Source organism: Achromobacter sp. GD03932 (genome assembly GCF_029839485.1).
Taxonomy (GTDB): Bacteria; Pseudomonadota; Gammaproteobacteria; order Burkholderiales; family Burkholderiaceae_B; genus Achromobacter; species Achromobacter bronchisepticus_A.
The window spans coordinates 159,817-184,371 of sequence record NZ_JAOCAT010000002.1; the positions used below are offsets into that span (position 1 = coordinate 159,817).

General features: G+C 68.2%; 25 protein-coding genes. 4 read left to right on the plus strand and 21 right to left on the minus strand.

Features of this window, described 5'->3' with window-relative positions; translation table 11 throughout:
* Positions 1-51: 51 nt before the first annotated feature.
* On the plus strand, positions 52-1,017 hold the full coding sequence (locus N5C88_RS02415; protein ID WP_280014609.1) for a LysR family transcriptional regulator: 966 nt from the start codon (positions 52-54) through the stop codon (positions 1,015-1,017).
* On the opposite strand, the gene N5C88_RS02420 is transcribed toward N5C88_RS02415, so the two are convergent.
* From N5C88_RS02420 to N5C88_RS02450, 7 genes are all read right to left on the minus strand, one after another.
* Positions 1,010-2,200, minus strand: a complete 1,191-nt coding sequence (locus N5C88_RS02420) for a Xaa-Pro peptidase family protein (RefSeq protein ID WP_059378673.1) — start codon at positions 2,198-2,200, stop codon at positions 1,010-1,012. The genes N5C88_RS02415 and N5C88_RS02420 overlap by 8 nt on opposite strands.
* Positions 2,201-2,222: 22 nt before the next feature.
* Positions 2,223-3,206 carry a tripartite tricarboxylate transporter substrate binding protein gene (locus N5C88_RS02425; RefSeq protein WP_280014610.1) on the minus strand — a complete coding sequence of 328 codons (984 nt, stop codon included), beginning with the start codon at positions 3,204-3,206 and terminating at the stop codon, positions 2,223-2,225.
* A gap of 162 nt (positions 3,207-3,368) precedes the next feature.
* Positions 3,369-4,637 (minus strand): FAD-binding oxidoreductase, encoded by a 1,269-nt coding sequence (locus tag N5C88_RS02430; protein ID WP_118931283.1) that lies wholly within the window; start codon positions 4,635-4,637, stop codon positions 3,369-3,371.
* 27 nt (positions 4,638-4,664) lie between these two features.
* The gene (locus N5C88_RS02435) at positions 4,665-5,963 is read right to left on the minus strand and encodes an FAD-binding oxidoreductase (protein ID WP_280014611.1); all 1,299 of its coding nucleotides are present in this window, start codon (positions 5,961-5,963) and stop codon (positions 4,665-4,667) included.
* A gap of 10 nt (positions 5,964-5,973) precedes the next feature.
* The gene (locus N5C88_RS02440; RefSeq protein ID WP_118931281.1) at positions 5,974-6,705 is read right to left on the minus strand and encodes an amino acid ABC transporter ATP-binding protein; all 732 of its coding nucleotides are present in this window, start codon (positions 6,703-6,705) and stop codon (positions 5,974-5,976) included.
* On the minus strand, positions 6,702-7,361 hold the full coding sequence (locus N5C88_RS02445; protein ID WP_054451769.1) for an amino acid ABC transporter permease: 660 nt from the start codon (positions 7,359-7,361) through the stop codon (positions 6,702-6,704). The genes N5C88_RS02440 and N5C88_RS02445 overlap by 4 nt, the downstream gene beginning before the upstream one ends.
* Positions 7,362-7,415: 54 nt before the next feature.
* Positions 7,416-8,171 (minus strand): transporter substrate-binding domain-containing protein, encoded by a 756-nt coding sequence (locus N5C88_RS02450; RefSeq protein WP_280014613.1) that lies wholly within the window; start codon positions 8,169-8,171, stop codon positions 7,416-7,418.
* 326 nt (positions 8,172-8,497) lie between these two features.
* Here N5C88_RS02450 and N5C88_RS02455 point away from each other — a divergent pair, with 326 nt between their 5' ends.
* The gene (locus N5C88_RS02455) at positions 8,498-9,355 is read left to right on the plus strand and encodes an IclR family transcriptional regulator C-terminal domain-containing protein (RefSeq protein WP_059378680.1); all 858 of its coding nucleotides are present in this window, start codon (positions 8,498-8,500) and stop codon (positions 9,353-9,355) included.
* Between the two features lie 25 nt (positions 9,356-9,380).
* Here N5C88_RS02455 and N5C88_RS02460 read toward each other — a convergent pair whose 3' ends face one another.
* From N5C88_RS02460 to N5C88_RS02475, 4 genes are all read right to left on the minus strand, one after another.
* Complete coding sequence (locus N5C88_RS02460) at positions 9,381-9,920, minus strand: hypothetical protein (RefSeq protein ID WP_118931280.1); 540 nt, start codon at positions 9,918-9,920, stop codon at positions 9,381-9,383.
* Positions 9,921-10,080: 160 nt separating this feature from the next.
* A complete protein-coding gene (locus N5C88_RS02465) occupies positions 10,081-10,287 on the minus strand; it encodes a hypothetical protein (protein WP_251879378.1) in 207 nt (68 codons plus the stop codon).
* Entirely contained in the window at positions 10,284-10,865 is a 582-nt protein-coding gene (locus tag N5C88_RS02470; RefSeq protein WP_280014615.1) for an ATP-binding protein, read from the minus strand. The genes N5C88_RS02465 and N5C88_RS02470 overlap by 4 nt, the downstream gene beginning before the upstream one ends.
* On the minus strand, positions 10,862-12,040 hold the full coding sequence (locus N5C88_RS02475) for a phage tail sheath subtilisin-like domain-containing protein (protein WP_280014616.1): 1,179 nt from the start codon (positions 12,038-12,040) through the stop codon (positions 10,862-10,864). The genes N5C88_RS02470 and N5C88_RS02475 overlap by 4 nt, the downstream gene beginning before the upstream one ends.
* 513 nt (positions 12,041-12,553) lie before the next feature.
* Here N5C88_RS02475 and N5C88_RS02480 point away from each other — a divergent pair.
* Both N5C88_RS02480 and N5C88_RS02485 read left to right on the plus strand, forming a co-directional pair.
* Positions 12,554-15,019 carry a carbohydrate-binding family V/XII gene (locus tag N5C88_RS02480; RefSeq protein ID WP_251879384.1) on the plus strand — a complete coding sequence of 822 codons (2,466 nt, stop codon included), beginning with the start codon at positions 12,554-12,556 and terminating at the stop codon, positions 15,017-15,019.
* Between the two features lie 137 nt (positions 15,020-15,156).
* Complete coding sequence (locus N5C88_RS02485; RefSeq protein ID WP_054451758.1) at positions 15,157-15,765, plus strand: LysE family transporter; 609 nt, start codon at positions 15,157-15,159, stop codon at positions 15,763-15,765.
* A gap of 24 nt (positions 15,766-15,789) precedes the next feature.
* On the opposite strand, the gene N5C88_RS02490 is transcribed toward N5C88_RS02485, so the two are convergent.
* The 10 genes from N5C88_RS02490 to N5C88_RS02535 form a co-directional block, all read right to left on the minus strand.
* Complete coding sequence (locus N5C88_RS02490; RefSeq protein WP_280014617.1) at positions 15,790-16,530, minus strand: hypothetical protein; 741 nt, start codon at positions 16,528-16,530, stop codon at positions 15,790-15,792.
* 149 nt (positions 16,531-16,679) lie between these two features.
* The gene (locus N5C88_RS02495; protein ID WP_059378694.1) at positions 16,680-17,636 is read right to left on the minus strand and encodes an acyl-CoA dehydrogenase family protein; all 957 of its coding nucleotides are present in this window, start codon (positions 17,634-17,636) and stop codon (positions 16,680-16,682) included.
* Complete coding sequence (locus N5C88_RS02500; protein WP_059378696.1) at positions 17,629-18,804, minus strand: acyl-CoA dehydrogenase family protein; 1,176 nt, start codon at positions 18,802-18,804, stop codon at positions 17,629-17,631. The genes N5C88_RS02495 and N5C88_RS02500 overlap by 8 nt, the downstream gene beginning before the upstream one ends.
* A 12-nt stretch (positions 18,805-18,816) precedes the next feature.
* The gene (locus tag N5C88_RS02505; protein ID WP_280014618.1) at positions 18,817-19,485 is read right to left on the minus strand and encodes a CoA-transferase; all 669 of its coding nucleotides are present in this window, start codon (positions 19,483-19,485) and stop codon (positions 18,817-18,819) included.
* Complete coding sequence (locus N5C88_RS02510; RefSeq protein WP_280014677.1) at positions 19,482-20,150, minus strand: 3-oxoacid CoA-transferase subunit A; 669 nt, start codon at positions 20,148-20,150, stop codon at positions 19,482-19,484. Before N5C88_RS02510 ends, N5C88_RS02505 begins: the two co-directional genes overlap by 4 nt.
* Positions 20,150-21,025, minus strand: a complete 876-nt coding sequence (locus N5C88_RS02515) for a MaoC/PaaZ C-terminal domain-containing protein (RefSeq protein WP_118932927.1) — start codon at positions 21,023-21,025, stop codon at positions 20,150-20,152. Before N5C88_RS02515 ends, N5C88_RS02510 begins: the two co-directional genes overlap by 1 nt.
* A 7-nt stretch (positions 21,026-21,032) precedes the next feature.
* A complete protein-coding gene (locus N5C88_RS02520) occupies positions 21,033-21,938 on the minus strand; it encodes an SDR family NAD(P)-dependent oxidoreductase (protein ID WP_280014619.1) in 906 nt (301 codons plus the stop codon).
* A 12-nt stretch (positions 21,939-21,950) separates the two neighbouring features.
* Positions 21,951-23,117 (minus strand): acetyl-CoA acetyltransferase, encoded by a 1,167-nt coding sequence (locus N5C88_RS02525; protein ID WP_251879393.1) that lies wholly within the window; start codon positions 23,115-23,117, stop codon positions 21,951-21,953.
* Entirely contained in the window at positions 23,114-23,488 is a 375-nt protein-coding gene (locus N5C88_RS02530) for a zinc ribbon domain-containing protein (protein ID WP_280014620.1), read from the minus strand. The genes N5C88_RS02525 and N5C88_RS02530 overlap by 4 nt, the downstream gene beginning before the upstream one ends.
* A complete protein-coding gene (locus N5C88_RS02535; protein WP_118932931.1) occupies positions 23,481-24,443 on the minus strand; it encodes a tripartite tricarboxylate transporter substrate binding protein in 963 nt (320 codons plus the stop codon). The genes N5C88_RS02530 and N5C88_RS02535 overlap by 8 nt, the downstream gene beginning before the upstream one ends.
* Positions 24,444-24,555: the final 112 nt, after the last annotated feature.

Genomic DNA, 24,555 nt, shown 5'->3' on the forward strand with positions numbered 1-24,555 from the left:
AGCCCATAGACGGCCAATGAATAAACCTGAGATATCCATTACCATTTCCGCATGATTGCCCCCCTCTCCGAATTGCTCTGGACGCGGCGCCTGAAGCTGCGCCACCTGGAAGTCCTGATCGCCCTGGAAAAGGCCGGAACCGTCACGGCCGCGGCCAAGGCCATGCACATGACGCAGCCCGCGCTGTCGCACTGGCTGAGCGATATGGAAGACATGGTGGGCACGCCGCTGTTCGCGCGCGGCAGGACGCTGGCGCTGACCGAAGCGGGGCGCTCGTTGTGGCGCTATGCCTGCCGCGTGCTGGGCGACACCGCGCGCACGGGCGAGGAGATCGAGGCGGTCAAGGCCGGCGTCGCCGGCCGCCTGCATATCGGCACCATCCTGTCGGCCGCGCCAGTGCTGTTGCCGCGCGCCATCGCCACGCTGCACCAGCGCGCGCCGGACGTGCAGATCGAACTGGTCGAAGGCCTGCTGGATCCGCTGATCGAACGGGTGGCGCGCCACGAGATCGATCTCATCATCGGGCCTCTGGATCTGCGCGCCAGCCGCTCCGGCTTGTGCGCACAGTGGCTGATGACGGACAGCTTCAGCCTGGTGGCGCGGCGCGGACATCCGCTGGCCGGCATGGTTGCGCCGCAGTGGGCGGACACGCAGGGCTATCCCTGGATCCTGCCGCCGCCGGGCGTGCTGTCGCGCGTCAGGCTGGACCAGGCGCTGGTGGACGCGGGTCTGACGCCGCCCAAGCCCGCGGTGGAAACCAGTTCGCTGGTGGCCCTGTTATCGCTGCTGCAGGACAGGGAGTACGTCGCGACGCTGGCCAGCTCCGTGGCCCACATGTACGAAAGGCTGAACCTCATCAGCATCGTGCAGGCGCCGACTTGTCTGGAGTTCGGCCCCATAGGCATGCTGTGGGCCGCGGATTCGCCCAGCATCGTGCTGCCCTGGTTGCGCGAGATCCTGCGCGACGAGGCGCAGGATCTCGCGCAGGAAGCGCCCGGGGCCGGCCAGCCTACCTGACGGTGGCGTATTCCAGCGTCTTGGGCGTGCCGGTCAGCACGCGCGGCGTATCGCCCACCACCACCGTGTCGTCCAGGCGGAATCCGCCTATGCCATAGGCGTAGATGCCAGGCTCCGCGGAATACACCTCGTTGGCCAGCAGCGGACGCTGGCAGAAGGCCATGTCTTCCGGGTATTCGTGGTGGATGATGCCGACGGCGTGCCCGGTGCGATGGCGGATGAAGTTGGCGTAGCCGGCCTTTTCGATTTCGGCCTGCGCGGCCGCGTCCATCATGCACACCGGGTTGCCGGTGCGGGCCGCGGCGATGGCCGCTTCGTTGGCGGCCTTGGCCGCGGACCAGAGCCGGGTTTGCTCCGCGGAGGGCGCGCCGCAAAACCAGGTGCGCTCATTCTCGATGGTCAGCCCGTTCAGGCGCGGGATGACGATGTTGACCAGCACGTCGCCTTCCTTGATCCGCGCGCCGCAGGAGGCGCCGTCGCCATGCGGCGAGGCGGACGCCGGGCCGCTCAGCGTCCAGCAGCGGATGACTTCGAATTGCTCGCCCGGAAAGCGTTCGGCGGCTTCCTGCACGAACAGCGAGGCCATGGCGAAATCCAGTTCCTGGACCAGCCTGCCGGGACGGATGTTCTCGCGGTACCGGTCCTGTATCCAGTCGGAGATCGACGCGGCCGCCGCCATCACGGCAATCTCTTCCTCGTGCTTCTGCCAGCGCAGCGAACGGCATTCCGCCGTGGCCGCGCGCAGCGTCAGATCGGGCAATAGGCGGCCCAGCTGCGCCAGCACGGGGCTGCCGCCTTCGACCGCGATGCGCGAACGCGCCAGCCCGGCCTGCCGCAGGCGTTCCGCCAGCACTTCCGGCAGCTGGGTGATCAAGGGCAGGCGGTCGGTGACGCGCGGGTGTTCCGCGTAGTAGGTGATGTCGGTGATCCAGACCTTGCCTTGCTCTTGCGAGAAGCGCATGTGATGCGTCGACAGTTCGTTCATCACCAGGAAGGGTGCGCCATTGCGCGGCACCACTGCGAAGATGGGGCGTTCCCAGGGCAGGACGTCGGTGTGGAAGTTGGTGGCGAACTGGAAGAAATCCGCCGAGGTGAACACGATGGCATCGGCGGCCAGGTCGTCCATCAGTGCCGTCATTTTTTCGTGGCGATAGCGCCAGACGGCATTGCTGAGCTTGGGCATGTCTTTCCTTTCAGGGTTGCGGTCAGTCGTTGTTCAGGCCGAGCTGGCGTATCAGCGGTCCCCAGGCCGCGCTGTCGCGCGCGACCGATTCCGCGACCGCCTGCGGCGTGGACGGCAGGGGTTCGAGCTGGAGCTCCTGCAAGCGCGTCTTGACGGCCGGGTCTTCGAAGAAGCGCCGGGTTTCGGCATTGAGGCGGTCGATGGCGGCCGAGGGCGTGCCCTTGGGGGCGACCAGGGCATACCAGCCCGGCAGCGGGAAATCGGCGATGCCCAACTCGGCCAGCGTGGGCACGTCCGGCACGCTGGCCGCGCGCCGCGAGCCCACCACCGCAAGCGGCACGACCTTGCCCGCCTTGGCCTGCACGGCGGCGGTATTCAGCACGTCCGCCATGAGCTGCGTCTGGTTGGCCATGACGCTGGTCAGCCCCGCGGCGGCGCCGTTGTAGGGCACGTGGGTCAGGCGCAACCCCAGGCGCTGTTCGAGCATTTCCACGACCAGATGCGTGGAGTTGCCTTTGCCCGCCGAAGCGAAGTTAAGGCTCTCGGGGGCGGCCCTGGCTTTTTCGACCAGGTCCTTGAATGAACGTATGCCGGTCTGCGGATTGGCGACGAGCAGGAAGGGCGTGTTGACCAGCAGGCTGACGCCGTCGAAGTCCTTGCCCGGGTCGTAGGGCAGGTTCTTGTACATGTAGGGGTTGAACGCCAGGTACGAGATGCCGCTGATCAGAACGGTGTAGCCGTCGGCGGGTTGCTTGGCGACATGGCTGGAGGCCAGGATGCCGTTGGCGCCCGGGCGGTTCTCGACCACCACCGGCACATTGAGATGCCGCGACATGTAGTCGGCCCAAAGGCGGCCGATGACATCGGTGCCGCCGCCCGCCGCTTGCGGCACGACGAGCTTCAGCGGCTTGTCCGGATAGGCGGCCGCCGCGGCGGCGCAGGCCGCCAGCAGGCCGCAGGCAAGCCCGGCTGCGCGCAGGCAGCGGGCCAGCTTGGTACGCAACATATGCATTCCCCATGGATTCGTTGGATAGGCGCCGCCGGGTGGCGGCCTGCCGAGATGGCATCCAGGCGATTATGGGGAAGGGGCTTATGAGTGCCCAATGAAAAAAGCTGAGGGCGCCATTAGCGTTATTGCATAGGTGCCCGCCAGCGCGATGGCCGGAGGCTAGGCGTAGCGCTCCAAGCGGAACGGCCGTATATCTACCGGCGTTTCCTTGCCCTGGATCAGGGCGGCCATCGTTTCGCCCACCGCCGGGCCGATGCCGAAGCCATGGCCCGAGAAGCCTGAGGCCAGATAGAGTCCGGGCGCCTGGGCGATGGGGGCGATGACCGGCATGGCGTCCGGCGTCACGTCGATGTACCCGCCCCAGGAATGCGCGATGCGCGCCTGTTGGAACACCGGGAAGGCGCGCAGCAGGCGTTCCCAGGCCTGGTCTATGCCGCGTTTGTAGGGCGCGGGGTCGAGCACGCGGCAGCGCTCGTAAGGCGTCTCGCGGTCGGCCGGAAAGCGGCGCGGCGTCGCCAGCTCTTCGAAGAAGCGCTTGCTGAAGCGGATCCGGACCAGGGAATTATTGGCGATCCAGGCGCGCAGGAACTTGCTCATCAGGCGGAAGCTGTCCGGCACCAGCTCGGCCAGCGAGGCCGAGAATTGCGAGACGGTATAGCCGCCGTCGGCGCGTTTGCGGCAGGTGAAGTCCTTGCCATTGATGGCCAGCGAAACGCCGGCGTCGAAGGGCTCGGTGCGCAACACCGAACCGCGCACCTTCAGCTGCGGGAAGTCCACGCCAAGATTGCCGCAGAACAGGCGCGACCAGCCGCCGGCGGCCACCAGCACCGCCTGCGCGCGCAGCGTGCCGCGTTCGGTGATGACCGTGTCGACGCGGCCGGCGCTGGTCTCCACGCCGCGCACGGCGCAGTTTTCGTATATCAGCGCGCCGGCCTGGCGCGCCAGCGCCGCCACGCCATGGGTCGCGATCTGTGGCTCTGCCACGCCGTCGGCGGCGCTGTAGAGCGCGCCCGTCCACGCGCGTCCGGAACTGGGCAGCAGGCGCAGCGCCGCGTCGCGGCCCAGCATGTCGGCCTCTACGCCATAGGCGCGGGCCTTGCTCAGCCAGCTTTCGTGCTCGGCGGCGTCAGTGTCGTTTTCCTGCAGGTAGACCAGGCCGTTGCGGCGGTAGCCGACTTCGACCTGGGCCTGGATGTCGCGCCAGAGCTGGTTGGCGCGCAGCGCCAGCGGCACTTCGGGCAGGTCGCGGCCCAAGGTACGCACCCAGCCCCAGTTGCGAGAGGATTGCTCGCAGGCCAGAGCGCCCTTCTCGAACAGCGCGCAGCGCACGCCCGCGCGCGCCAGCGCGAGCGCCGTGCTCACGCCTATGATGCCGCCGCCGATGATGGCCACGTCCACCGTGGCCGGAAATTGCGTTTGTGTCGTCATGGCAAAGTGAAAGCGCCAGGGCAGGGGTCAGGCGGGATAGCCCAGCGCGTCGCGCAGGCGATACCAGTTGATGGCCAGCGAGGCGCCGAATTGCCGCGCCGGGTAGAAAGGCATGCGTCCGATGGGCGTGACGGGGAAGTCGAGTTCGTCCGCCGGCACGCCGCGGATGGCGTCGGTCAGCACGCGCCCCAGCGCGGTGCCCATGGCCACGCCGCGTCCGCAGTAACCGTAAGCGGTCCAGACGCCTGGCGCCAGGCGATGCACGCGCGGCAGGTCGTCCATGGTCATGCCTACGCGGCAGGCCCAGCCGTGGCGCCAGGCGGCGTCGGCCAGCTGCGGGAAACGCGCGACCGCGGCGCGGCGCAGCTGCTCGCCGGTTGACGGATCCAGGCGCTCGGACGAGTGCCCGCGGCCGCCGATGACGAAGCGCCCCTCGGGGTCGATGCGGCAGTAGTAGGTGATCTTGCGCGTCTCGGAGATGCCGGCGCGCAGCGGCAGCAACTGCTCCTGCAGCGCTTGCGGCAGGGGATCGGTGGCGATCTGCGCGCTGGATACGTTGACATACGACTGCGCGACGGCCGGCCATAGGCGGTCGGTGTAGGCATCGGTCGCCAGCACCACATGGCGCGCGTGGACGGCAAAACCGTTGACGCTCAGCGTCGCGCCGCCGTCAGGCGTGGGCGCGATGGCGGACACTGGCGAGTGGTCGTGCACCGCCGCGCCGGCGTCCAGCGCCGCGCGTGCCAGCCCGCGCGCAAAGGCCAGCGGCTGTACCGCGCCCGCGCGCTTCTCGCGCAAGCCCGCAGGCCAGAAAGAGGATCCGGTGGCCGCGCGCATCGCATCGGCGTCCAGGTATTCGACCTCGCCGCCATGCGCGTTCAATTCCCGCGCGCGGCTTTTGAGATAGCTGCCCGATGCCGCCGAGAACGCGCCCTGGATCCAGCCGTTGCGGGTGGGAGAGCAATCGATGCGCAGGCGTTCGGCCAGTTCGAAAAGATAGTCGGCGTTGCCGTAGGCAAAGCGCATCATGCGCGCCGCCGTGTCCGCGCCGAAGCGGCGGATCAGCGCGGCCGGGCCAGGCTTGAAGCCCGGCACCACCTGCCCGCCGTTGCGTCCGGAGGCGCGGTGGGCCACTTCGTGGGACTCGAACAGCGCCACCTTGAAGCCGGCCTCGGCCAGATGCAAGGCGGCCGACAGGCCGGTGAAGCCGCCGCCGACCACGGCGGCGTCGACGTGCAGCGGACCGGCCAGCGCCGGCGAGGCGGCGCGCGCAGGCGCGGTCGCTGCCCACAGCGTGGCTGCGGGCGAAAAAAGATCGTTGTTCATGGTGCCGGAGCTACTGGGCGTGGGTGACGCGCTTGAGGAAATCGCGCATGCGTTCGTTGCGGGGATTGGTCAGCACTTCGCGCGAGGGGCCTTGTTCGGCGATGCGGCCGTTTTCCAGGAACAGAACGCGGTCGGAGACGTTGCGCGCGAAGTCCATTTCGTGCGTGACGATGACCATGGTCATGCCCTTTTCGGCCAGCGTGCGCATCACGGACAGCACTTCGCCCACAAGCTCAGGATCCAGCGCCGAGGTCGGCTCGTCGAACAGGATGGCCTCGGGCTCCATCGCCAGCGCGCGGGCAATGGCCACGCGCTGCTGCTGGCCGCCGGAGAGCTGTTGCGGATAGTGGCTCATCTTTTCGGCCAGGCCGACCGACGCCAGGATCTCGCGGCCGCGCGCGGTGGCGGACTCGATGCTCTCGCCCTTGACGTGCACCGGGCCTTCGATGACGTTCTCCAGCGCGGTGCGGTGCGGGAACAGGTTGAAGCGCTGGAACACCATGGCCACGCGCTGGCGGATGTTCTGGATGTCCTTGCGGCGCGCGTCCACGGTGACGCCGTCGATCGTGATGCGGCCGCCGTCGTAGCGCTCCAGGCCGTTGATGCAGCGCAGGAGCGTGGACTTGCCGGAGCCCGACGGCCCGATCAGGCAGACCACTTCGCCTTGCTGGATTTCGGCGTCGATGCCTTCCAGCACGCGGTGGGCGCCGAACGACTTGCTGAGGTTTTCGATCTTGATCATTGGCGGCGCCCCAGTCGGCGTTCAAGTTTGCCGATGAAGTACATCATGGGCAGGCTCATGGCCAGGTACATGAGGGCGACCAGCGTGAAGATGGTGGCGCTCTTGAAGGTGGAGGATGCGATCAGCTTGCTCTGCATGGACAGCTCGACCACCGTGATGACGGCCGTCTGCGAGGAGTCCTTGAGCATCATGACCACGTTGTTGCCATATGGCGGCAGCGCGACCTTGAAGGCCTGCGGCAGCACCACGCGGCGCATCAGCTTGGCGCGCGACATGCCCAGCGACTGGGCTGCCTCGAACTGGCCGGGATCGACCGCGTCGATACCCGAGCGGAACACCTCCGACATATACGAGGAGTACGCGATGCCCAGGCCCAGCGCGCCGGCCTGGAAGGCGGTCAGGCTGATGCCGATCTCCGGCAGCACGAAGTACATGTAGAAGAGCACGACGATGATGGGAACGCCGCGGATGATGTTGGTGAGGATGCGGCTGGCGTGCGACAGCGGCGCCACGCCGCTGACCCGCAGCAGGGCCCAGAACAGACCGAGCGCCGTGGCGATGACCAGCGCCGCCGCAGTGATGGCGATGGTCGTCAGCACCCCCTGCATCAGCACCGGGAAGAACTCCGCGGCGTCACTGAAAAATGACTGGAACATCTTGGATACCTGTTAGGCGGCGCGCCGCGGCGGATCGGGCCGCGGCGCTCGGGATCAGGGCGTGACGCCCCACTTCTTCATGATGGCGGCGAGGGTGCCGTCCTGGCGCAGCGCATCGATGGCCGCATTGAGCTGCTTGACGCGTTCGGCGTCGCCCTTACGCACGGCCAGTGCGATGTTGGTGGGCATGGCCGGCTGATAGCTGTCGACGTAGCGCACGTTGCGCACGCCCTGGGTGCGTACCTGGTAGGAGATCACCGGCCCGTCGCCGAAGGCCGCGTCCAGGCGTCCCAGCGCCACGTCGCGCACCAGGTCGGACATGGTTTCGTACATCTTGATTTCCTTGAGGCCGGGCGCGGCCTTGAGCGGCTCGACATAGAGCGTGCCGATCTGCACGCCGACGGTCTTGCCCTTCAGGTCGGCGATGCTCTTGTAGTCGGTCTTGTCCTTCTCCGGCACGATCAGGGCCTCGCCGTACTCCACCACCAGCTGCGTGAAATCCACCACTTCGGCGCGCTGTGGCGTCTTGGCGAAGGCCGAGGCGATGATGTCGATCTTATTGGTCTGCAGGGCAGGCACCAGCGAGGCGAACGGAATCGGCATCACTTCCGCCGTAAAGCCGGCCTGCTTGCCCACGGCGTGGGCGATGTCGATCATCACGCCTTGCAGGGTATTGGTCTTCGGGTCCAGGAAGTTGAACGGCACCGCGGTGGGCGTGGCGCCTACCTTGACGGTCTGGGCGTGCGCGCCCGACAGCGCGGCGGCGCACAGCGCCGTCGCCAACAACGTTTTCAACACTTTGTGCAGCATCGGAATCCCCTTGGAAGCTGGAATCGCGCGCCTGCACGGTGTATCGGACGTCCGATTTCGTCCTTGTCAGGTGCGCATTATCGTATCGAATAGCGATAAGCATATATCGCATGTAGATTTTATAATCTGGCCGAGGAAAGCCTGTCAATCAACTCCGGTTTCGGCTAAGCGCTTTTTATTTAAGGGTTTTCCCGGGATTACCTGATGCGGTAAAGGTAGAATATGTCAAAAGAACAGCGGCTTTTTCTTGCATTCATTTGAATTGGAATGCAATCTCTGCCTATCGAACACTAATAGACTGGCGGCCCGCGCCGCCCAGCCCAGCCATGAATCCGGAATCCTCCACGCTGTACGTCCAATCGCTGGCCACCGGCATCGCCGTGCTCGATGCGTTTGACGCCGAACACACCTCCATGAGCCTGCCGGACATTGCCGCGGCGGCGGGCATCACCCGCAGCGCCGCGCAGCGTTTCGCGTTCACGCTGGAAGCGCTGGGGTTGCTCAACAAGGACCCTGTCAGCAAGCGTTATTCACTGTCGTCGCGCACGCTGGACGCAGGTTGCCGCTACCTGGAATCGCATCCGCTGCTGGACCGCGCCAATCCCTTCCTGCTGGAACTCAACCGCAATGCCGGAGAAACCGTGAACCTGGCGGAGCCGGCCGGGCAGGACATGATCTATATCGGCCGCTTTCCCAGCCCTTTGCGGCTATTGGTGCACATGCCCGTGGGCCGGCGTATCCCCATGTACTGTTCCTCGACCGGGCGCGTGTACCTCGCCGGCATGAGCGACGAGCAGGCTCTCGAGGCCCTGGAGGCCAGCGAGCGCGTGAAGTACACGGCCAATACGCTGACCGACCTGGACGAGCTGATGGCGCAGATCCGTTTGTCGCGCGAGCAGGGTTATGCCTGCTGCAAAGAGGAGTACTACCGCGGGGATCTGGCGCTGGCGGTGCCGGTCTACGACCTGAACCAGCGCGTGGTGGCGGGCCTGCAGTTGTCCGTGTCGGCGGCCAAGTGGACGGTCAAGCGCGCGGTGTCGCGCTTTGTCCCGATGATGCTGGAAACCGCCCGGCAGATTTCCACGTCGCCGCCCACGCCTCGCGCGCTGACGGCGTTTGGCGGCGGCGCCGCGCGCGATCTGCACGCCGAGCCGCCAGGGCGCGCCAGCGGGCGCAAGGCTTAGGGCTGGCGGCCAGGCAGCGGCGGCTTCAGGCCGCCTGCGGCGCTTTTTCGCCCGGCTCGCCGCGGCGGCCGGGCTTGCCGTACAGCAGGCGCGCGCACAGGAATGCGCTGAGCGCGCCGGGCGCCGCGCCGATGGTCAAGGGGAAGCCGAGTTCTTCCTGCCATGGCCTGCCCTGGGAGATAAAGCCCACCAGGAAAACGAAGCCGTAGACGGCGCCGACCAGCCCCATTGCGGCATAGGCGCGCCAGGACGGATGCGCCGGCCGCAACGCGCCGGCCACGATGCCGCACAGCAGGGCGGGCACGAAGCCAAAGATGTAGAACCAGGGCAGGGCATAGACCAGCATGAGCAGGTTCTCGGGATCCCGGGTCGCGGCCGTCAGCGCGATGATGACGGCTGCGCCGCCAATGGGCGGCGCGGCCACGCCGTAGAGCGCGCCGCCCGCGACCAGGTCGCTGCCCAGGCGCCGGCCGGCGGTGTCCATCGCGCGTTGCCGCTTGCGGCGGTAAGCGATGGCGGCGAGAGCGCCTAGAAGCAGAATGCCGGCCGAGATATATGGGGTCATCGCGTCATGCAGAATGTGGGCGGGAGTGGGATGGCCGGCTTGCCGCTGGGACGCGGCAAGCCGGCGCAACAGGCCTGATGATACCGTGGCGGCCGGCCCGGTTTTCCTGCATGCGCCGCGCCCGCACCGGACGCAGCGCCATCCTGCAGCGGCGCGGCGCTCAAGTCTGGTCGTTGTCGGCGCGCGCGTCGGCGCTGCCGTTCAGCGAGCTGGCCAGCGCGGGGGCTGTTTCGTCCGCCTTGCGCTGTTGCTCCGTGCGCCGCATCAGCCGCTTGCTCACCATGGCGGCGACGAAGGCATTGCGTTGGGCCGCGTCGTAACCAGGGTGGCTGAGTTCGCGTACGTATTCGTTGATCACGGGTTTCATGGATGTTCTCTCGTCTTGAGGCCAGGCAGGGGCCGGGCGTGTGGGCTTGGGTCGGCGCGGAAGGCTTGCAGCAGGCGCGCCATGGTGACTTCGGCGCCGGTGTCGGCGGTAGGGAACGCGCGGCTCCAGCGGCGCGCGCGCTGATCCGGCGCGGCGGCCGGAAACTGGACCACAAGGCGCAGCCGCCTCAGGAATGCGCTGTCCAGGTTGGACTTCATGCTGGCGGCCCGCGACGCCAGGCCGCGGTACGACTGCATGGGTTGCAGCAGGTAGCTGACCTCGATATTGGCGTAGCGGTCATGGCTGTCCTTGACGTTCGTGCGCTTGCCGAAGAGGGCGTCGGCTTCGTCGAAGAACAGGACCGCGCCGCGCTGCTCGACCGACTCGAACAGGCGGTTCAGGTTTTCCTCGGTTTCGGCGATGTATTTGCTGACGATCCTGGACAGGTCGATGCGATGCAGAGCCAGTCCCGTCTCGCGCGCCAGTTCCCCGGCAGCCTCGAGCGCCTGCGCCCGCGGGCTGTGCTGGGCGCCGGTGTCCCAAAACGCGAGGATGCGCGGTTCCGCGAGCGGGTTCATGGCGGATTTCCTTCCATTTGTCCGGCTCGTTGCTGGACCCGGATGACCACGAATTCGGCCGGCTTGAGCGGAGCGAATCCCACCAGGATGTTGACCACGCCGCGATCCCTGTCCTGTTGCGTGGTGGTTTCGCCATCGCACTTGACCAGATAGGCATCGCGCGGCGTGCCGCCCTGGAAGGCGCCCTGGCGGAACAGCGCATTCATGAAGGCGCTGACGTTCATCCTGATCTGCGCCCAGAGAGGCTCGTCGTTGGACTCGAACGCGGCCCACTGCGTGCCGCGCAAGAGCGATTGTTCCAGGTGGAGCGCCAGGCGGCGCACCGGCACGTACTTGTATTCCGAGGCGAAATGGTCCGTGCCTTGAAGGGTCCGCGCGCCCCAGCAGACCGCGCCGCGTCCGGCAAAGGTGCGCAGGCAATTGACGCCCAGGGTATTCAGGTTGCGGCTCTCGTCGTCGCTCACTGCGGCGGCCAGCGACAGGACGCCAGCGAGGCCCGCGTCGATGCCGGCTGGCGCTTTCCAGACGCCGCGGTCGCCGTCGGTGCGCGCATACAGGCCCGCGATCGTGCCGCAAGGCGCGGTCAGGCGCGGCAGGCCGTTCTTCAGCGGGTCGGCCGCCCGGGTCCAGGGGAAATACAGCGCGGCATGATCGGATCTGGGCAGCGCCGCACCCATGACCGCGGCCGCCATGGAAGCCGCGTCGGCCGCCGCGGGCGGCGCATCGATGATCATGAAGGCGTGCCGCTCTTTGCAGTAGGACACGGCATCGGCCAGCACGATGCTGTGCGTGATGCCGGGCAGGCATAGCAGGTTGAAGGAATCGACATCGTCCAGCGCGTACAGGCCCCGGCGCTGCGCGCGCTGGCTGATGAAAGCGGCATGCGCGTCCAGCGGATCGTTCCGCGCGGGTTGCGCCACGCGCACGATCCAGGCTCTGGCCCCGCCGTTCAGGAAGAACTGAAGCACCGCGTAGCCGAGTTCGCAGCCTTCGGCCAGCCCACCGAACTCGCGTTCGTAGTCGGCGAAGTCCTGGATATGGACCGGCTGGTTGAGCGGTCCGCGCATGGCCGTCCCCAGGAAAGCGGCAACCGAGGTCGGCGCGCCGGCAATGGTGCGCACGCCTGCGGGAATTTCCTGGACATACACCCCGGGATGCGTCAGGGCAGGGACCATGAACTGCTCCTTTCCACGGCGACTTGATGGCGTGAACTTGCAGCAGGAGAGTCTTCGCGGGACGGCCGAAGCGCCGCGGACGGAGAGCCGGGCGGGGGCGCGACACGCCGTAGCGCGCGGGCGTTTGGCGGGCGTTGCGCCGCGCTTCTAGTTGGATTGCAGCGGAAAGGCTATCGGGCAAAAGTAGCAGCCCTGGTGAGATGTTTTATAGAAGGTCTGATAAAAGCGGGCAATAGCTTTTCAGCGGTGTTAACGTTCTGTTGCTTATTCAGAAGCCGGCCCTTGCAGGACGCCTTGCAGAGAGGCCGGCCGAGGCTTGGCCCGTAGCGGCGGCGCTGCGGGAAATCAGAGTGGCCGAAGGCCGGAATGGCGGTCGCGGCCCTCAACGAGGAGCGCGAGATGTGTAGCCTGACCCGACTGTGGCGCATGCATGTTTTCCCGGCAACGTCGTCAGCGCCCGCGAGCCCGCCCGGGCGCCTGTCTCGCCTCGCTCTCGCTCTAGCCGTGGCCGGCATGGCTGCCGGCGCGGGCCTGACGCCGACCGGCGCGGCGCAAGCCCAGGGACAGACCCCGGCGCAAACCGCGCCCGCCCAATCCGATGCCCAGGAAGAGGCCGCGCGTTCGCTGCAATGGCCGCGCAGTTTCGAGGCCGCCGACGGCACGCGGGTGGAGCTCTATCAGCCGCAGATCGACACCTGGACTGCCGACCGTATTACGGGCCGCATGGCGGTGGCGGTCGGCGCCGCCAAGGGCAATCCCACCTACGGCGTGGCAGACTTTTCCGCCCGTGCCGAGGTCAACAAGCCGGCGGGCCTGGTGCATCTGTCGGACATCCGGATCGAACGCGTGCAGGTGCCCACCTCGCCGGAAGCCGCCGCCAAGCTGCGCAGCCAGCTTGAAGCGCGCCTGCCCGCCAAGGGCGTGGTCACGCGGCTTGATGCACTGCAACTGAGCTATACGCTGTCCCAGAACAACCCGGCCACGAAAACCGTCCCGGTGGACAACGCGCCGCCGCGCATCATCTACCGCACGGTGCCGACCGTGCTGGTGCTGATCGACGGCGAACCCGTTTTGGCGGAAGTGCCCGACGCGGCAGGCTGGCGCCGGGTGGTCAACACGCGCGCGCTCATGCTGGCGAACAACGCGGGCCGTTATTTCCTGCAGGCCGCCGGCCATTGGTACGAAGCGGGCAACGCCACCGGGCCGTGGACGGATCTGCCGCAGCCGCCCGCCGCCCTGCTCGCCGCCGCCGACGCGGCGCGCCGCAAGACCGAACCGGACCCGATGCTGCCGCATGGCGGCAAGGCCCCGCATCGGGCGCCCGCCATCGCGGTGTCCACCGCGCCGGCCGAGTTGCTGGTGACCGTCGGCCAGCCTGAAATGCGGCCGGTGCCAGGGACTTCGCTGCTGTCGGTGGCCAATGCCGATCACGCCCTGTTCATGAATCCGGGCGACAACCGCTACTACGTGCTGGTGTCCGGCCGCTGGTTCCGCGGCGCCAGCCTGGACGGTCCCTGGTCCTACGTGCCGGGCAAGCAGCTGCCGCGCGATTTCGCCCGGATTCCGTCCAAGGATCCGCAGTCGGGCGTGCTGGCATCGGTGCCGGGCACGCCGCAGGCCAAGGAGGCGCTGATCGCCTCGACCATTCCGCAGACCGCCACGGTGTCGCGCAGCGCGGCGAAACTGCAGGTGGAGTATGCCGGCGGCTCCCCGACGCTGCGACCCATCGAGGGGACGGCGCTGTATTACGCCGCCAACTCGCAGGTGCCGGTGATACAGGCCGAAGGCCGCTACTACGCCTTGTCGCGTGCGGTCTGGTTCGTGGCGGATTCGCCCCTTGGCCCGTGGCGCGTGGCCGACCATGTGCCGGCGATCATCTACGCCATACCCGTCAGCTCGCCGCTGCACTACGTCACCTACGTGCAGGTGTACGGCTCCACCCCGCAGAGCGTGGTGTTCGGCTACACGCCAGGCTACATGGGCGTGGTGGCCAGTCCTGACGGCACCGTGGTGTACGGCACGGGCTACGCGTATCCGCCGGTCATCGTGCAGGACACCTGGGTCGGCTATCCGCCCAGCTATGGCTACGACGCGGCTTTCGCCACCGCGACCGGTTTTGCCTTTGGCTTCGTCGCTGGCGAGACCTGGGGGGGCGCCGCGCCTTATTGGGGGCCTTATTGGGGGGCGCCTTATTGGGGCGGCGTCAACGTCAACCAGGTCGACGTCTATGGCGCTTGGGGCGGCTCCGGCGTGGTCACGCACGCGGCCGGCTGGAACGGCTGGACGGGCACCGAATGGCAAGGCACCCACGCCGAGGGCTACAACCCGCAGACCGGCGCAGCGTTCGAAGGCACGCGCGGCGCGGCCTACAACGAGTACACCGGCAATGCGGCTGCCGGGCGGCGCGATGCCTACACCAACCCGACAACGGGGGCATCGGGCGCCGGGCGCGCGGGCGTGGTCGCCAACGACGACGGCCAATGGGCTGCCGGCCGCCAGGACGTGCGCACCAACACGAACACCGGCCGCAGCACCATCTCTTCCGCCACGGCGACCGGCACGGCGGGCGACGGCGTCAGCAGCGTGGATCGGCGCGGCGCCACGTACGACCGCAACACGAATAGCGGCATGGCGTGGAACAACGGCAATGTGTACGCGGACCACAACGGCAATGTCTACGAGCACAACGACAACGGCTGGCAACAGCACACGAGTTCGGGCTGGCAACCGGTGCAGCCCAGTGCGCAATCCGGCGGCAATTACCTGAACGGCCAGCGCCAGGCGCGCGACTATTCCGACGACCGCATGGGCGGCGCGGAGGGCGGCGGCTGGCAGGATCGCGGAATGCAGGGCGGCGGTTGGCGCGACCGCGGCATGGGCGGCGCGGAAGGCGGCGGCTGGCAGGGCCGCGGCGGGGGTGGTCGGGGCGGCTGGGGCGGCGGCTTCGGCGGATTCCACGGCGGAGGCTTCCGTCGCTGAGCCGTAGGCCGCCGCATCGGGCGGCACGCAAGGCGGGCGTCGCGCGCATGCGGCCCCGCCTTTCATTCCGGCCGCATTTGCGCAGCTCTGTCACGGCGGTCTAGACTGGCTGCTTCTTATTTTTCACGCACTCCGCCATGGCGCTGCATAGCTGGCTTATCTACCTGGTCGCGGTCATTGGGCTCTCGATAACTCCCGGACCGAACACGCTGCTTGCGCTCACGCATGGCGCGTTGCATGGGCACCGCAAGGCGTTGTGCACCATCGCGGGCGGCGCAGTGGGCTTTGTCGCGCTCATCGCCTTGTCGATGCTGGGCATCAGCGCCTTGCTCAAGGCCTGGGGTCCCGCACTGACCGTCCTGAAGTGGGCGGGCGGGGCCTACCTGATCTGGCTCGGCATCCAACTCTGGCGCGCGCCGGGCGTGCAGTTGCAGCCTGCCCCGGACATGCCCCGCATACGCGGCATGCGCATGTTCAGCCAGGGCCTGCTGTCGGCGATCTCCAATCCCAAGGCCCTGCTGTTCTACGGCGCCTTCCTGCCGCAGTTCATCGATCCTGCCCGCAGCCTGTACACGCAGTTCGCGATCATGGCCGGCACCTTCGTGGTGGTGGAGTTCCTGGTCGAGTACGTGCTGGCGCGCCTGGCGCATCGCGTGCGCCCCTGGCTGGAGCGCGCCGGCCGGCGTTTCAACAAGGTGTGCGGCGGTTTGTTTGCCGCCATGGGTGCGGCGCTGCCGGGGTCTTGATCCCCGGCGGGCCGCGTTGCCGCTTCAGCCCTCAGCCAGCCAGCGCCCGCATTCCGGATCGATCGCCGCCCGAGCGCCATCCATCCGCACTTGTTCCTCATCCAGCCGCGCGGCGGTAGCCGGATCGACATCGAAGGCGATGCCGAGCGCGCTTGCGACGCGAGAGTCCTCGATCGGCAGTTCCCAGGTCAGGAACAATTGCGCCAGTTCCAGGCCGGCCGCGAAGTCGGCCTCGCGAAAACCCGTGACGCCGCGCGGGATGACGGCATGCGGCTGGCAGGTATCGAAGATCATGGCGGTGCCGCGCACGAGCGGAATGCGCAGGCCGGCGGCCGGAAAATGCACGTCCAGGCCCCGGTCTTCGCTCAGGAACAGATTGCAGAAGGCGGCGCCGCCATATTGCTCGCCGTCATGGTGGTAGCGGGCGCCGCGGCAAGCCATCAGGGCGATGTCGGCGTTGGCCAGCACGCCGGGCAGTCCTAGCTCTTGCGTCCAGTCGCGCATGGCTTGCAGGCATAGCCCGTACTCGGGCCAGCGCGCCTGCGTGCGGGCCAGCGGCATCTGCTCGACGTCCCCGGGTTCCAGGCGCAGGCGCGTGGCCATCTCGCGCTCCCAGTCCGACTGCAGGCGCGCGGGCGGCGCGGGCACGTCCAGCGTGGCGGCCAGCACCGTGCCGCTGACGCTGCGGCTGCGCATGGCATCGCCGCTCCAGTAAAAGGAAGTCAGGGGGCCGGGCGTGCGGCGCGGGCGCGGAACGTGGTGCATCGGGCTGGAGGATCGGGGCGGGGCGCCGGGCCGGGACCCGCAGGGGAAGCGGCGGCGGCAAGCCGCTATGTTAACGGTCTCATAGTTAACGGCCCCATATCCAACCACCCATCCTCGGCGTCCCGTCCGCCCGGCGCATGACGGGGGCGCTAGTCCCGCATCAGCGCGGCCAGCCGTTCGACCTCGACCGCCAGGCGGTAGGCGCGCTTCAGGTAAAGCTGGGCGTCGTGCTCCCAGGAGAAGCCTATGCCGCCATGCACCTGGATGGAGAGCTTCACCGCGCGCCGCGCCGCGCTCGCTGCCAGACGGGCGGCCAATGCGGCAAGCCCGGCATCGGCCGAGCCACGCTCGGCCAGCAAGGCCTCCACGGCGTAGCGGCTATTGTCCAGCCCGGTCCAGGCGTCAACCAGGGCGTGCTTGATCGCCTGGAATTGCCCGATGGGCCGGCCGAATTGTTCGCGTTCCTTGGCGTAGGCAATGGCCAGGTCCAGCGAGGCGCTGGCGGTGCCGACCAGCTGCGCCAGCAGGAAGGCCACATGGTTCTGCAGCGCGGACAAGGCCTGCGCCGAAGGCAGTTCGGCTTGCGCGACCGCAGGTCCGCGCAGGCGGGCCAGCGCCACGGTGGGATCCAGGCCCTGCACGGATTCGAGCATCGCCGGGTCGTAGCGCGCAAGCAGCCAGCCATCGTCCTGACGGCTCAGACGCAGGTATTGGGCCGTAAGTCCATAGGCGTCGATCCAGCCCTGTTCGTCGCCGGCTCGGTCGCAGCGGACACTGGCAGGATGCGCCGCCAGGTCCAGCACGACTTCCGACAGGGCGGGCGTTTGCTCCAGCAGCGCGCTGGCCAGGAACGCCGACGCGCCATACGGAAGCGTGAGCAGCGCGCGTCCGGCCCATTCGCCCATCAGCTGTGTGCCTGGACCGTACTCGGCCTGGAAGGCTTCCGATCCGGCTTCCAGCCAGCCGCCTTCGGCCAGTTCCTTCCACAGGGCGCGCTGGGCGGCGTCGTCCGCGGGCAGGGCGCGGCGGGCGTAGGCGGCGGGATGCTGCTGTTCCAGCAGGCGGCCGAAAGTGGAGGACAGCAGTGTCCTGATTTCGCTATGCATGTTGTCCCCTGTCCTTGGGCAGGCCGAGCAGGCGTTCGCCCACGATATTGCGTTGGATTTCCGAGGTGCCGGCCACGATGGTCTCGGCGCGCGACCACAGGAATTCGCGCAGCACGCAGGCCGTGGCGGCATGGGGCGCCGCCGCCTGCGGGCCGAGGATGGCGGCTTCGTCCAGCAGTTCCAGGCGCTGTTCCCAGATGCGCTGACGGGTTTCGCTCCACAGCAGCTTGAGCATGGCGCCGTCGATGCCGGGCGTATCGCCCGCGGCGACCTGGCGCAGCACGCGGTCCACGCGCCAGCGTATGACCTGGCACAGGTCCGCCAGGTCGCGCACGCGCCGTGCCTGTACGGCGCGTTCGTCCGCGACCAGCGCGGTCTGCGCCAGCGCCTCGGTCAGTTGCCGCAGTTCGTCTTCCAGCTGGACGACGCGCGGCATGAAGTAGATGCCGCGCTCGTACTCGGCGGCGGCCATGGCGATGCGCCAGCCTTCGCCGCACTCACCCAGGATGCGTCCTTCCGGCACCGGCGTCGCGTCGAACAGCACTTCGTTGTAGTCGGCCTCGCCCGTCATCTGACGTATGGGCTCGACCCGCACGCCTTCGGCCTGCATGTCGATGAGCATGAAGCTCAGGCCGCGGTGGGCCTGGCTGTCGGGATCGGTACGCACCAGCGCGAAGCACCACTTGGCCAGATGCGCCTGGGTGGTCCAGATCTTGCGGCCGCTGACGCGCCAGCCGGCGGCATCCGGCTTGGCGCGTGTGCGCACCGAAGAGAGATCGGAACCGGTCTGGGGCTCGGAGTAGCCTTGGCACCAGATCTCGCTGCCGTCGCGGATGCCGGGCAGGAATTGCGTTTTTTGCGCGGGCGTACCGAAGCGCAGCAAAGTGGGCGCGAGGATGGCGTGCGCGATGCTGTTGATGGGCTGCGGCGCATGCAGGCGCGCGCACAGTTCATGGAAGGCGATCAGCGTGGCGGTGCTGAGTTCGCGCCCGCCATACTCGCGTGGCCAGGTAAGCGCAATGAGGCCGGCCTCGCACAGCATGCGGTTCCAGGCCTGGCGGCATTCCTGGGTGTGCGAGGCGGTGACCGGATACTGCTCGCGCAGCTGGGCCAGCGCGGTGCGCAGCCAGGCCTCGGCGTCTTCGAGAAAATGTTCGGTGCGTATCATGGTTGAGAGCAATCAGGAGTTGGGATGCAGGACGCGCGGCGCGTGCGCGATGCGCACGGGCGCGTCGATCCAGCGGTGCAGTTCGGCGGGCGGCAGGCCGTCCACCAGGGCCAGCGGCGCGAAGGCCCCGTCGCGCACGTCGAAGATGCCGATGTCGGCATAGACGCGCCCGACCACGCCGGCGCCGGTCAGGGGCAGGGTGCAGCGGCCGCGCAGGCGCGGCGCGCCCTCGCGGGTCAGCGCTTCCATCATGACCCAGACGTTGCGCGCGCCCACGGCCAGGTCCATGGCCCCGCCCACGGACGGCATGGGGTCGTCCGCGCCTAGCGACCAGTTGGCCAGGTCGCCCTGGCAGGAGACCTCGAAGGCGCCCAGCACCGTGATGTCGATGTGGCCGCCGCGCATGATGGAAAAGGAATAGACGTGATCGAAGATGGCAGCGCCTTCGGTGAGCGCGATCGACTGCTTGCTGGCGTTGATGAGATCGCCGTCGGCGATTTCGTGGTCTTGCAGCAGGCGCATGCCGAGAATGCCGTTCTCGCTGTGCAGCTGCACGCCGCGCGCGGGGTCGAGGCGGTCGGTGACCATGGTGGGCATGCCGATGCCCAGGTTGACCACGGCGCCCGCCGGCAGGTCGGCGGCCACCAGGGCGGCCAGTTGCTCGCGTGACAGTCGTTTCATTGCGGACTCCCCAACAGGCGGTGCACGAACAGGCTGGGCGTGACGATGGCGTCGGGATCGAGCGCGCCGCAGGGCAGGATCTCTTCGACTTCGACGATGGTGTTGCGGGCCGCCATGCACATGACCGGCCCGAAGTTGCGTTGGGCGCGGCGATAGACCAGATTGCCCAACTGATCTGCCCGATGGGCGCGGATGAAGGCGTAGTCCGCGCGCAGCGGCTCTTCCAGCACGTAGCCGCGACCGCCGAACACTCGCGTTTCGCGGCCGTCGGCCAGCGGCGTGCCATAGCCCGTGGGCGAGTAGAACGGCCCCATGCCCGCGCCGCCCGCCCGGATGCGTTCGACCAGGGTGCCTTGGGGCATGACCTCCACGGCCAGGCTGCCCGCCTGCGCCCGCTCACGGATCACGTCATTGCCCGGCATGCGCGGATAGGAGCAGACGATGCGGCTGACGCGCCCCGAGGCCACCAGGGCCAGGAAGCTGGCCTCGCCCGCGCCGGCGTTGTTGTTGATCAGGGTCAGGTCGTCCACGTCCCGCTTGGCCAGCAGGCCGGCCAGCAGGCGCGCGGGTATGCCCGAGCCGCCAAAGCCGCCGACGAAGATCACGGCGCCGGACTCGATGCCGCGCAGGGCTTCTTCCACGTTTGCGCAAGTCTTGTCTTTCATCATTGTTCCTCCTTGGTCCACGCCGCGCGGCCTTGGGCGCACAGGGCGCCGGCCTGGCGGCAGGCCAGTGCGATGCCATCGGACTGGGGCCAGAGCGATACCGCCACGTCCAGGCCGGGATAGACCGGCGCCATGAAGCGCAGGTCCAGTTCACCCAGCCGCAGGTCGGGCAGCTGCCGCAGGCAGGCTTCGAGCGCGCGGTTGACCATGCCCAGCAGCGCCGCGCCGTGCAGGATGGGGCGTTCGTAGCCCGCCCGCCGCGCGCTGGCCGGATCCACATGCAGCGGATTGCGGTCGGCGTTCAGGCGATACAGCGCGCCCTGGTTGCGGCTGGTGGGCAGGACGATGACGCTGTCCGGCGCCGTGGCGGGGGGCGCGGGGATGGGGACGGCCAGCGCGTCGCTGAGCGCGGCGTCGCCGCCCGAGTAGCCGCCGTCGCCGCGGCAGATGTTCAGTTGCTCGATGACGGCGAATTCCTGTCCGGTGGCCGCGTCGCGCAGCGTGCGTCGCGTCACGACGAAGGCGCCCGGACTTTTGTCGGCGATGCGCGTGACCTCCATCTGGCACAAGACCTCGCCGCGCGCCGGCAGGCGCCGCGGGAAGCGCATGCGCTGCTCGCCATGCACGACCTGGCTCCAGTCCAGGCCGTGGCGCGGATCGCGCATCCAGAACCCGGGGTAGGCCAGCACGCAGGCCATGGCGGGCAGGGCGCGCAGGCCCTGTTCGTAGATGAACCGGGTTTCGTCGCCGACAGGGTCGTCTGCGGCCAGGCCCGCGCCCACGCCCAGGGCATAGAGGATGCAGTCATCTGCGCCGTAGGCCTGGCGTTCGGGCGCGAAGACGTGGGTCTTCAGGCTGCGGTAGTCCAACGCCATGGGAACCTCAGACCGGATCCCAGGCGAACACCTGGGCGGAGGTGTCCAGCGGCATGAAGGAGGCGCGCAGCGCAGCCATGCCGTGTTCGGCGATGCTCTCCGTGGTCCAACCGTCCGAGCGGTGCACCGAGCGCACCGGACGCGACTGGCTCATCAGGAAGATCTCGTTCAGGCGGATGGCGAACACCTGGCCGGACACGTCGGCGGAAGCGTCCGAAGCCAGGTAGCAGATCAGGGGCGCGATGGTCTCGGGTCCCATGCGGCGGATCTTCTCGACGTGGCGCGCCTGCTCCTCGGTCTTGGCCGGGATGGTTTCGGTCATGCGGCTCCAGGCCAGCGGGGCGATGCAGTTCGAGCGCACGTTGAAGGCAGCCATGTCCAGCGCCATGGCCTTGGACAGGCCGACGATGCCGAGCTTGGCGGCGCAATAGTTGGCCTGGCCGCGGTTGCCGATGACCGCCGAGTTGGAAGTCATGTTGATCAGGCTGCCGCCGCCCTGTTCGCGGAAGTGCCGCGCGGCCGCGTGGCTGAGGTTGAAGCAGCCGTACAGGTGCACCTTGACCACGGCGTCGAAGTCCTCGGGCGTGAGCTTGTGGAACATCTTGTCGCGCACGATGCCGGCGTTGTTCACGACCGCGTCCACCCGGCCGTAGGTGTCGGCGGCGGCCTCGATGATGCGTTGCGCGCTGGCGTATTCGGCCACCGAGTCGCCATTGGCGATGGCCTCGCCGCCGGCGGCGCGGATATCCTCGACCACCTGCGCCGCCGTGCTTTGCGAGGCGCTGGTGCCGTCCAGCGACACGTTCAGATCATTGACCACCACGCGCGCGCCTTGCGCGGCCATGGCCACGGCCGCGGCGCGGCCGATGCCGTTGGCCGCGCCGGTGACGATCACTACTTTTCCTTCCAGCATGTCGAATCTCCTTCAGTCCATCCAATTGGTCAGCACGGTGGTGGCCTGGGCGCTCAACACCCCGCCATTGCCATGCACCAGCGCCGTGCGCGCCTGTTTCACTTGCCGCTCACCGCAGTCGCCGCGCAGCTGGCGCACCGCTTCCACCAGGCCGAACATGCTGTACATGCCGGGATGGACGCAGGACAGCCCGCCGCCGTTGGTGTTCACCGGCAGTTCGCCGCCGGGAGCGATGCGTCCGCCCGACACGAAGGCGCCGCCTTCCCCTTTGGCGCAGAACCCCATGTCCTCCAGGAACAGGATGGGATTGATGGTGAAGGCGTCATAGAGCTGCACCAGGTCGATGTCGGCCAGCGCCACGCCGGCCCGTTCGCGCGCCAGGTCGGCGCTTTGTCCGGCCACGGTGCGCGTCAGGTCGGCCATGCAGGCGATCTGGCGATGCGAGTGCGCCATGGCTGTGCCTTGGACGTACACCGGCCGGGCGGCATCGGCGCGTTCCGCGGCCGTCACCACGATGGCGCCCGCGCCGTCGGTCACCAGACAGCAGTCGCGCGCGGTCAGCGGCGAGGAGATCACGCGCGCACCCAGCACGTCGTCGATGGACAAGGGCTCGCGCTTATAGGCTTCCGGGTTCAGCCGCGCCCAGGCGCGCGCGGCCACGGCGACCTCGGCAAGTTGTTCGCGGGTGGTGCCGTATTCATGCATGTGGCGGCGTGTCGCCAGCGCGTAGCTGGTCGGCGGGTTGAAGGGCTGGAATGGCTCTTCGTACGGAAACGGGTCCAGCCGCGCGCGGGCGTCGGAGGTCGCCGAGACACCGTTGCCGCCACGCGGGGAGGCGCCGTATGCGATCACGATATTGCGGCACAGGCCGGCCTGGATCGCCGCCGCAGCGGTCAGCAGGTGGCCGACGAAGGAAGCGCCGCCGATCTGGGTGCTGTCCATGAAGCGCGGGTACAGGCCCAGGTATTCGGACAGCTTGTTCAGCCACATCGACGAGGACAGACTGGCGCTCATCAGGCCGTCGATGTCCTCCATGCGCAGCCCGGCGTCGCGTACTGCGGCATGCACCGCGAGCGAGCTGATCTCCAGGTCGTTCAGACCGCCCGCGTCGCCGATGCCGGCCGTGGCGCAGCCGGTGATGGCGATGGCGCCGCGCAGGTTCTTGTTCCAGTCCGTCATGGCGCTTCCTTTCCGAACACCACGCGGGCGCGCTGCGGGTCGGGCCGCGCCGTCAGCCGCATGCCGATGCGCAGCTCGCCTTCGTCCAGCAGCGTGGACATCATGCGGAAGCCTTCGTCCATGTCGGCCAGGATCACGTTGCGCGCGGGGGCCTGCGGCGTGGCCGGAATTTCCGAATAGGAATAGAGCGTGGCGCCGGCGCGCATGGGTCGCCAGGCATATTCCTGCGAGCGGCAGTGGGTGCAGTGCGTGCGCGGAAAGAAGAACGAGAGCCCGCAGCTGCGGCACACCTGGACCTCCAGGCGTCCCGCACGCAGCGCCTCTGCAAAATAGGCTTCCGGCGACAGCGAGCCGATGCGGACCTCACTCATCCTTGACCCCGGCCTGGCTGATGACGGCCTGCCATTTATCCATTTCGTCGCTGACGAACTTCTGGTACTGGGCCAGATCCATGTCGCCGGGCTCCGAGCCGGTGGAGCGGATGTAGTCCTGCGTGGCCGGCTGCATCACCGACTTGCGGATCTCGCTGTTCAGGGTCTGCACGATGTCGGCCGGCGTGCCGGCCGGGGCATAGACGCCTACCCAGGTGCTGAGGTCGAAACCCTTGTAGCCCAGCTCGTTGAGGGTGGGTACATCCGGGTAGCGCGGCTGGCGCTGCGCCGACGCGATGGCCAGCGGCACGATCTTGCCGGACTGCAGATAGGCGTTGGCGGTCACGGACTCGGCCATGCCGAACGGCACCTGGCCCGACACCAGGTCGGTCATGGCCGGACCCGCGCCGCGGTAGGACACGTGCATCAGCGGCAGCCCGCTCTGCGCGCGCAGCAGTTCGCCCACGATGTGCGGCGCGCCGCCGGCGCCGGCCGTGCCATAGGGCACCGAGGCCTGCTTTTGCGCATAGGCCTTGAAGTCGGCGAAAGTCTTGATGCCCTGGTTGGCGTTGACCAGCAGGAAGTTGGGGCTGACGGCCAACAGCGCCACGGGAGCGAAGTCCTTGCGGGCGTTGTACGGCAGCTTCTTCATGGCGGGGTTGATCACGTGGCTGGTCGCGCCCACCAGGATGGTGTAGCCGTCCGGCTTCTGCCGCGACACGTACTCGGTGGCGATCTGGCCGGTTGCGCCCGGCTTGTTCTCGACCACGAAGGGCTTGCCCAGGCGGGTCTGCAGATCAGCCGCGATGCGGCGCGTCAGGATGTCGGTCATGCCGCCCGGGGCATAGGCCACCACCAGGGTGACGGGCTTGGCCGGATAGGTGTCGGCGGCGGCAATGGCGGGAAGGGCGGCCAGCAGCGTCAGCAGCTGCTTCAGGCCAGGCTTGAGTTTCATGTCGGAGGTCTCCTCGTCCTGCGGGCTGGTTTGCCCTGCTTGGTTATGGCGTCGAGGTGACCTTCCGGATGGCGCATGGGGCGGGGGGCCTCGACGCGCTAATGATGGAAGC

What these genes read in the sequence shown, in the direction of transcription:
- N5C88_RS02415 (WP_280014609.1), top strand. Translation starts at nt 52, where the DNA reads ATGATTGCCCCCCTCTCCGAATTGCTCTGGACGCGGCGCCTGAAGCTG.
- N5C88_RS02420 (WP_059378673.1), bottom strand. Translation starts at nt 2,200, where the DNA reads ATGCCCAAGCTCAGCAATGCCGTCTGGCGCTATCGCCACGAAAAAATG.
- N5C88_RS02425 (WP_280014610.1), bottom strand. Translation starts at nt 3,206, where the DNA reads ATGTTGCGTACCAAGCTGGCCCGCTGCCTGCGCGCAGCCGGGCTTGCC.
- N5C88_RS02430 (WP_118931283.1), bottom strand. Translation starts at nt 4,637, where the DNA reads ATGACGACACAAACGCAATTTCCGGCCACGGTGGACGTGGCCATCATC.
- N5C88_RS02435 (WP_280014611.1), bottom strand. Translation starts at nt 5,963, where the DNA reads ATGAACAACGATCTTTTTTCGCCCGCAGCCACGCTGTGGGCAGCGACC.
- N5C88_RS02440 (WP_118931281.1), bottom strand. Translation starts at nt 6,705, where the DNA reads ATGATCAAGATCGAAAACCTCAGCAAGTCGTTCGGCGCCCACCGCGTG.
- N5C88_RS02445 (WP_054451769.1), bottom strand. Translation starts at nt 7,361, where the DNA reads ATGTTCCAGTCATTTTTCAGTGACGCCGCGGAGTTCTTCCCGGTGCTG.
- N5C88_RS02450 (WP_280014613.1), bottom strand. Translation starts at nt 8,171, where the DNA reads ATGCTGCACAAAGTGTTGAAAACGTTGTTGGCGACGGCGCTGTGCGCC.
- N5C88_RS02455 (WP_059378680.1), top strand. Translation starts at nt 8,498, where the DNA reads ATGAATCCGGAATCCTCCACGCTGTACGTCCAATCGCTGGCCACCGGC.
- N5C88_RS02460 (WP_118931280.1), bottom strand. Translation starts at nt 9,920, where the DNA reads ATGACCCCATATATCTCGGCCGGCATTCTGCTTCTAGGCGCTCTCGCC.
- N5C88_RS02465 (WP_251879378.1), bottom strand. Translation starts at nt 10,287, where the DNA reads ATGAAACCCGTGATCAACGAATACGTACGCGAACTCAGCCACCCTGGT.
- N5C88_RS02470 (WP_280014615.1), bottom strand. Translation starts at nt 10,865, where the DNA reads ATGAACCCGCTCGCGGAACCGCGCATCCTCGCGTTTTGGGACACCGGC.
- N5C88_RS02475 (WP_280014616.1), bottom strand. Translation starts at nt 12,040, where the DNA reads ATGGTCCCTGCCCTGACGCATCCCGGGGTGTATGTCCAGGAAATTCCC.
- N5C88_RS02480 (WP_251879384.1), top strand. Translation starts at nt 12,554, where the DNA reads ATGGCTGCCGGCGCGGGCCTGACGCCGACCGGCGCGGCGCAAGCCCAG.
- N5C88_RS02485 (WP_054451758.1), top strand. Translation starts at nt 15,157, where the DNA reads ATGGCGCTGCATAGCTGGCTTATCTACCTGGTCGCGGTCATTGGGCTC.
- N5C88_RS02490 (WP_280014617.1), bottom strand. Translation starts at nt 16,530, where the DNA reads ATGCACCACGTTCCGCGCCCGCGCCGCACGCCCGGCCCCCTGACTTCC.
- N5C88_RS02495 (WP_059378694.1), bottom strand. Translation starts at nt 17,636, where the DNA reads ATGCATAGCGAAATCAGGACACTGCTGTCCTCCACTTTCGGCCGCCTG.
- N5C88_RS02500 (WP_059378696.1), bottom strand. Translation starts at nt 18,804, where the DNA reads ATGATACGCACCGAACATTTTCTCGAAGACGCCGAGGCCTGGCTGCGC.
- N5C88_RS02505 (WP_280014618.1), bottom strand. Translation starts at nt 19,485, where the DNA reads ATGAAACGACTGTCACGCGAGCAACTGGCCGCCCTGGTGGCCGCCGAC.
- N5C88_RS02510 (WP_280014677.1), bottom strand. Translation starts at nt 20,150, where the DNA reads ATGAAAGACAAGACTTGCGCAAACGTGGAAGAAGCCCTGCGCGGCATC.
- N5C88_RS02515 (WP_118932927.1), bottom strand. Translation starts at nt 21,025, where the DNA reads ATGGCGTTGGACTACCGCAGCCTGAAGACCCACGTCTTCGCGCCCGAA.
- N5C88_RS02520 (WP_280014619.1), bottom strand. Translation starts at nt 21,938, where the DNA reads ATGCTGGAAGGAAAAGTAGTGATCGTCACCGGCGCGGCCAACGGCATC.
- N5C88_RS02525 (WP_251879393.1), bottom strand. Translation starts at nt 23,117, where the DNA reads ATGACGGACTGGAACAAGAACCTGCGCGGCGCCATCGCCATCACCGGC.
- N5C88_RS02530 (WP_280014620.1), bottom strand. Translation starts at nt 23,488, where the DNA reads ATGAGTGAGGTCCGCATCGGCTCGCTGTCGCCGGAAGCCTATTTTGCA.
- N5C88_RS02535 (WP_118932931.1), bottom strand. Translation starts at nt 24,443, where the DNA reads ATGAAACTCAAGCCTGGCCTGAAGCAGCTGCTGACGCTGCTGGCCGCC.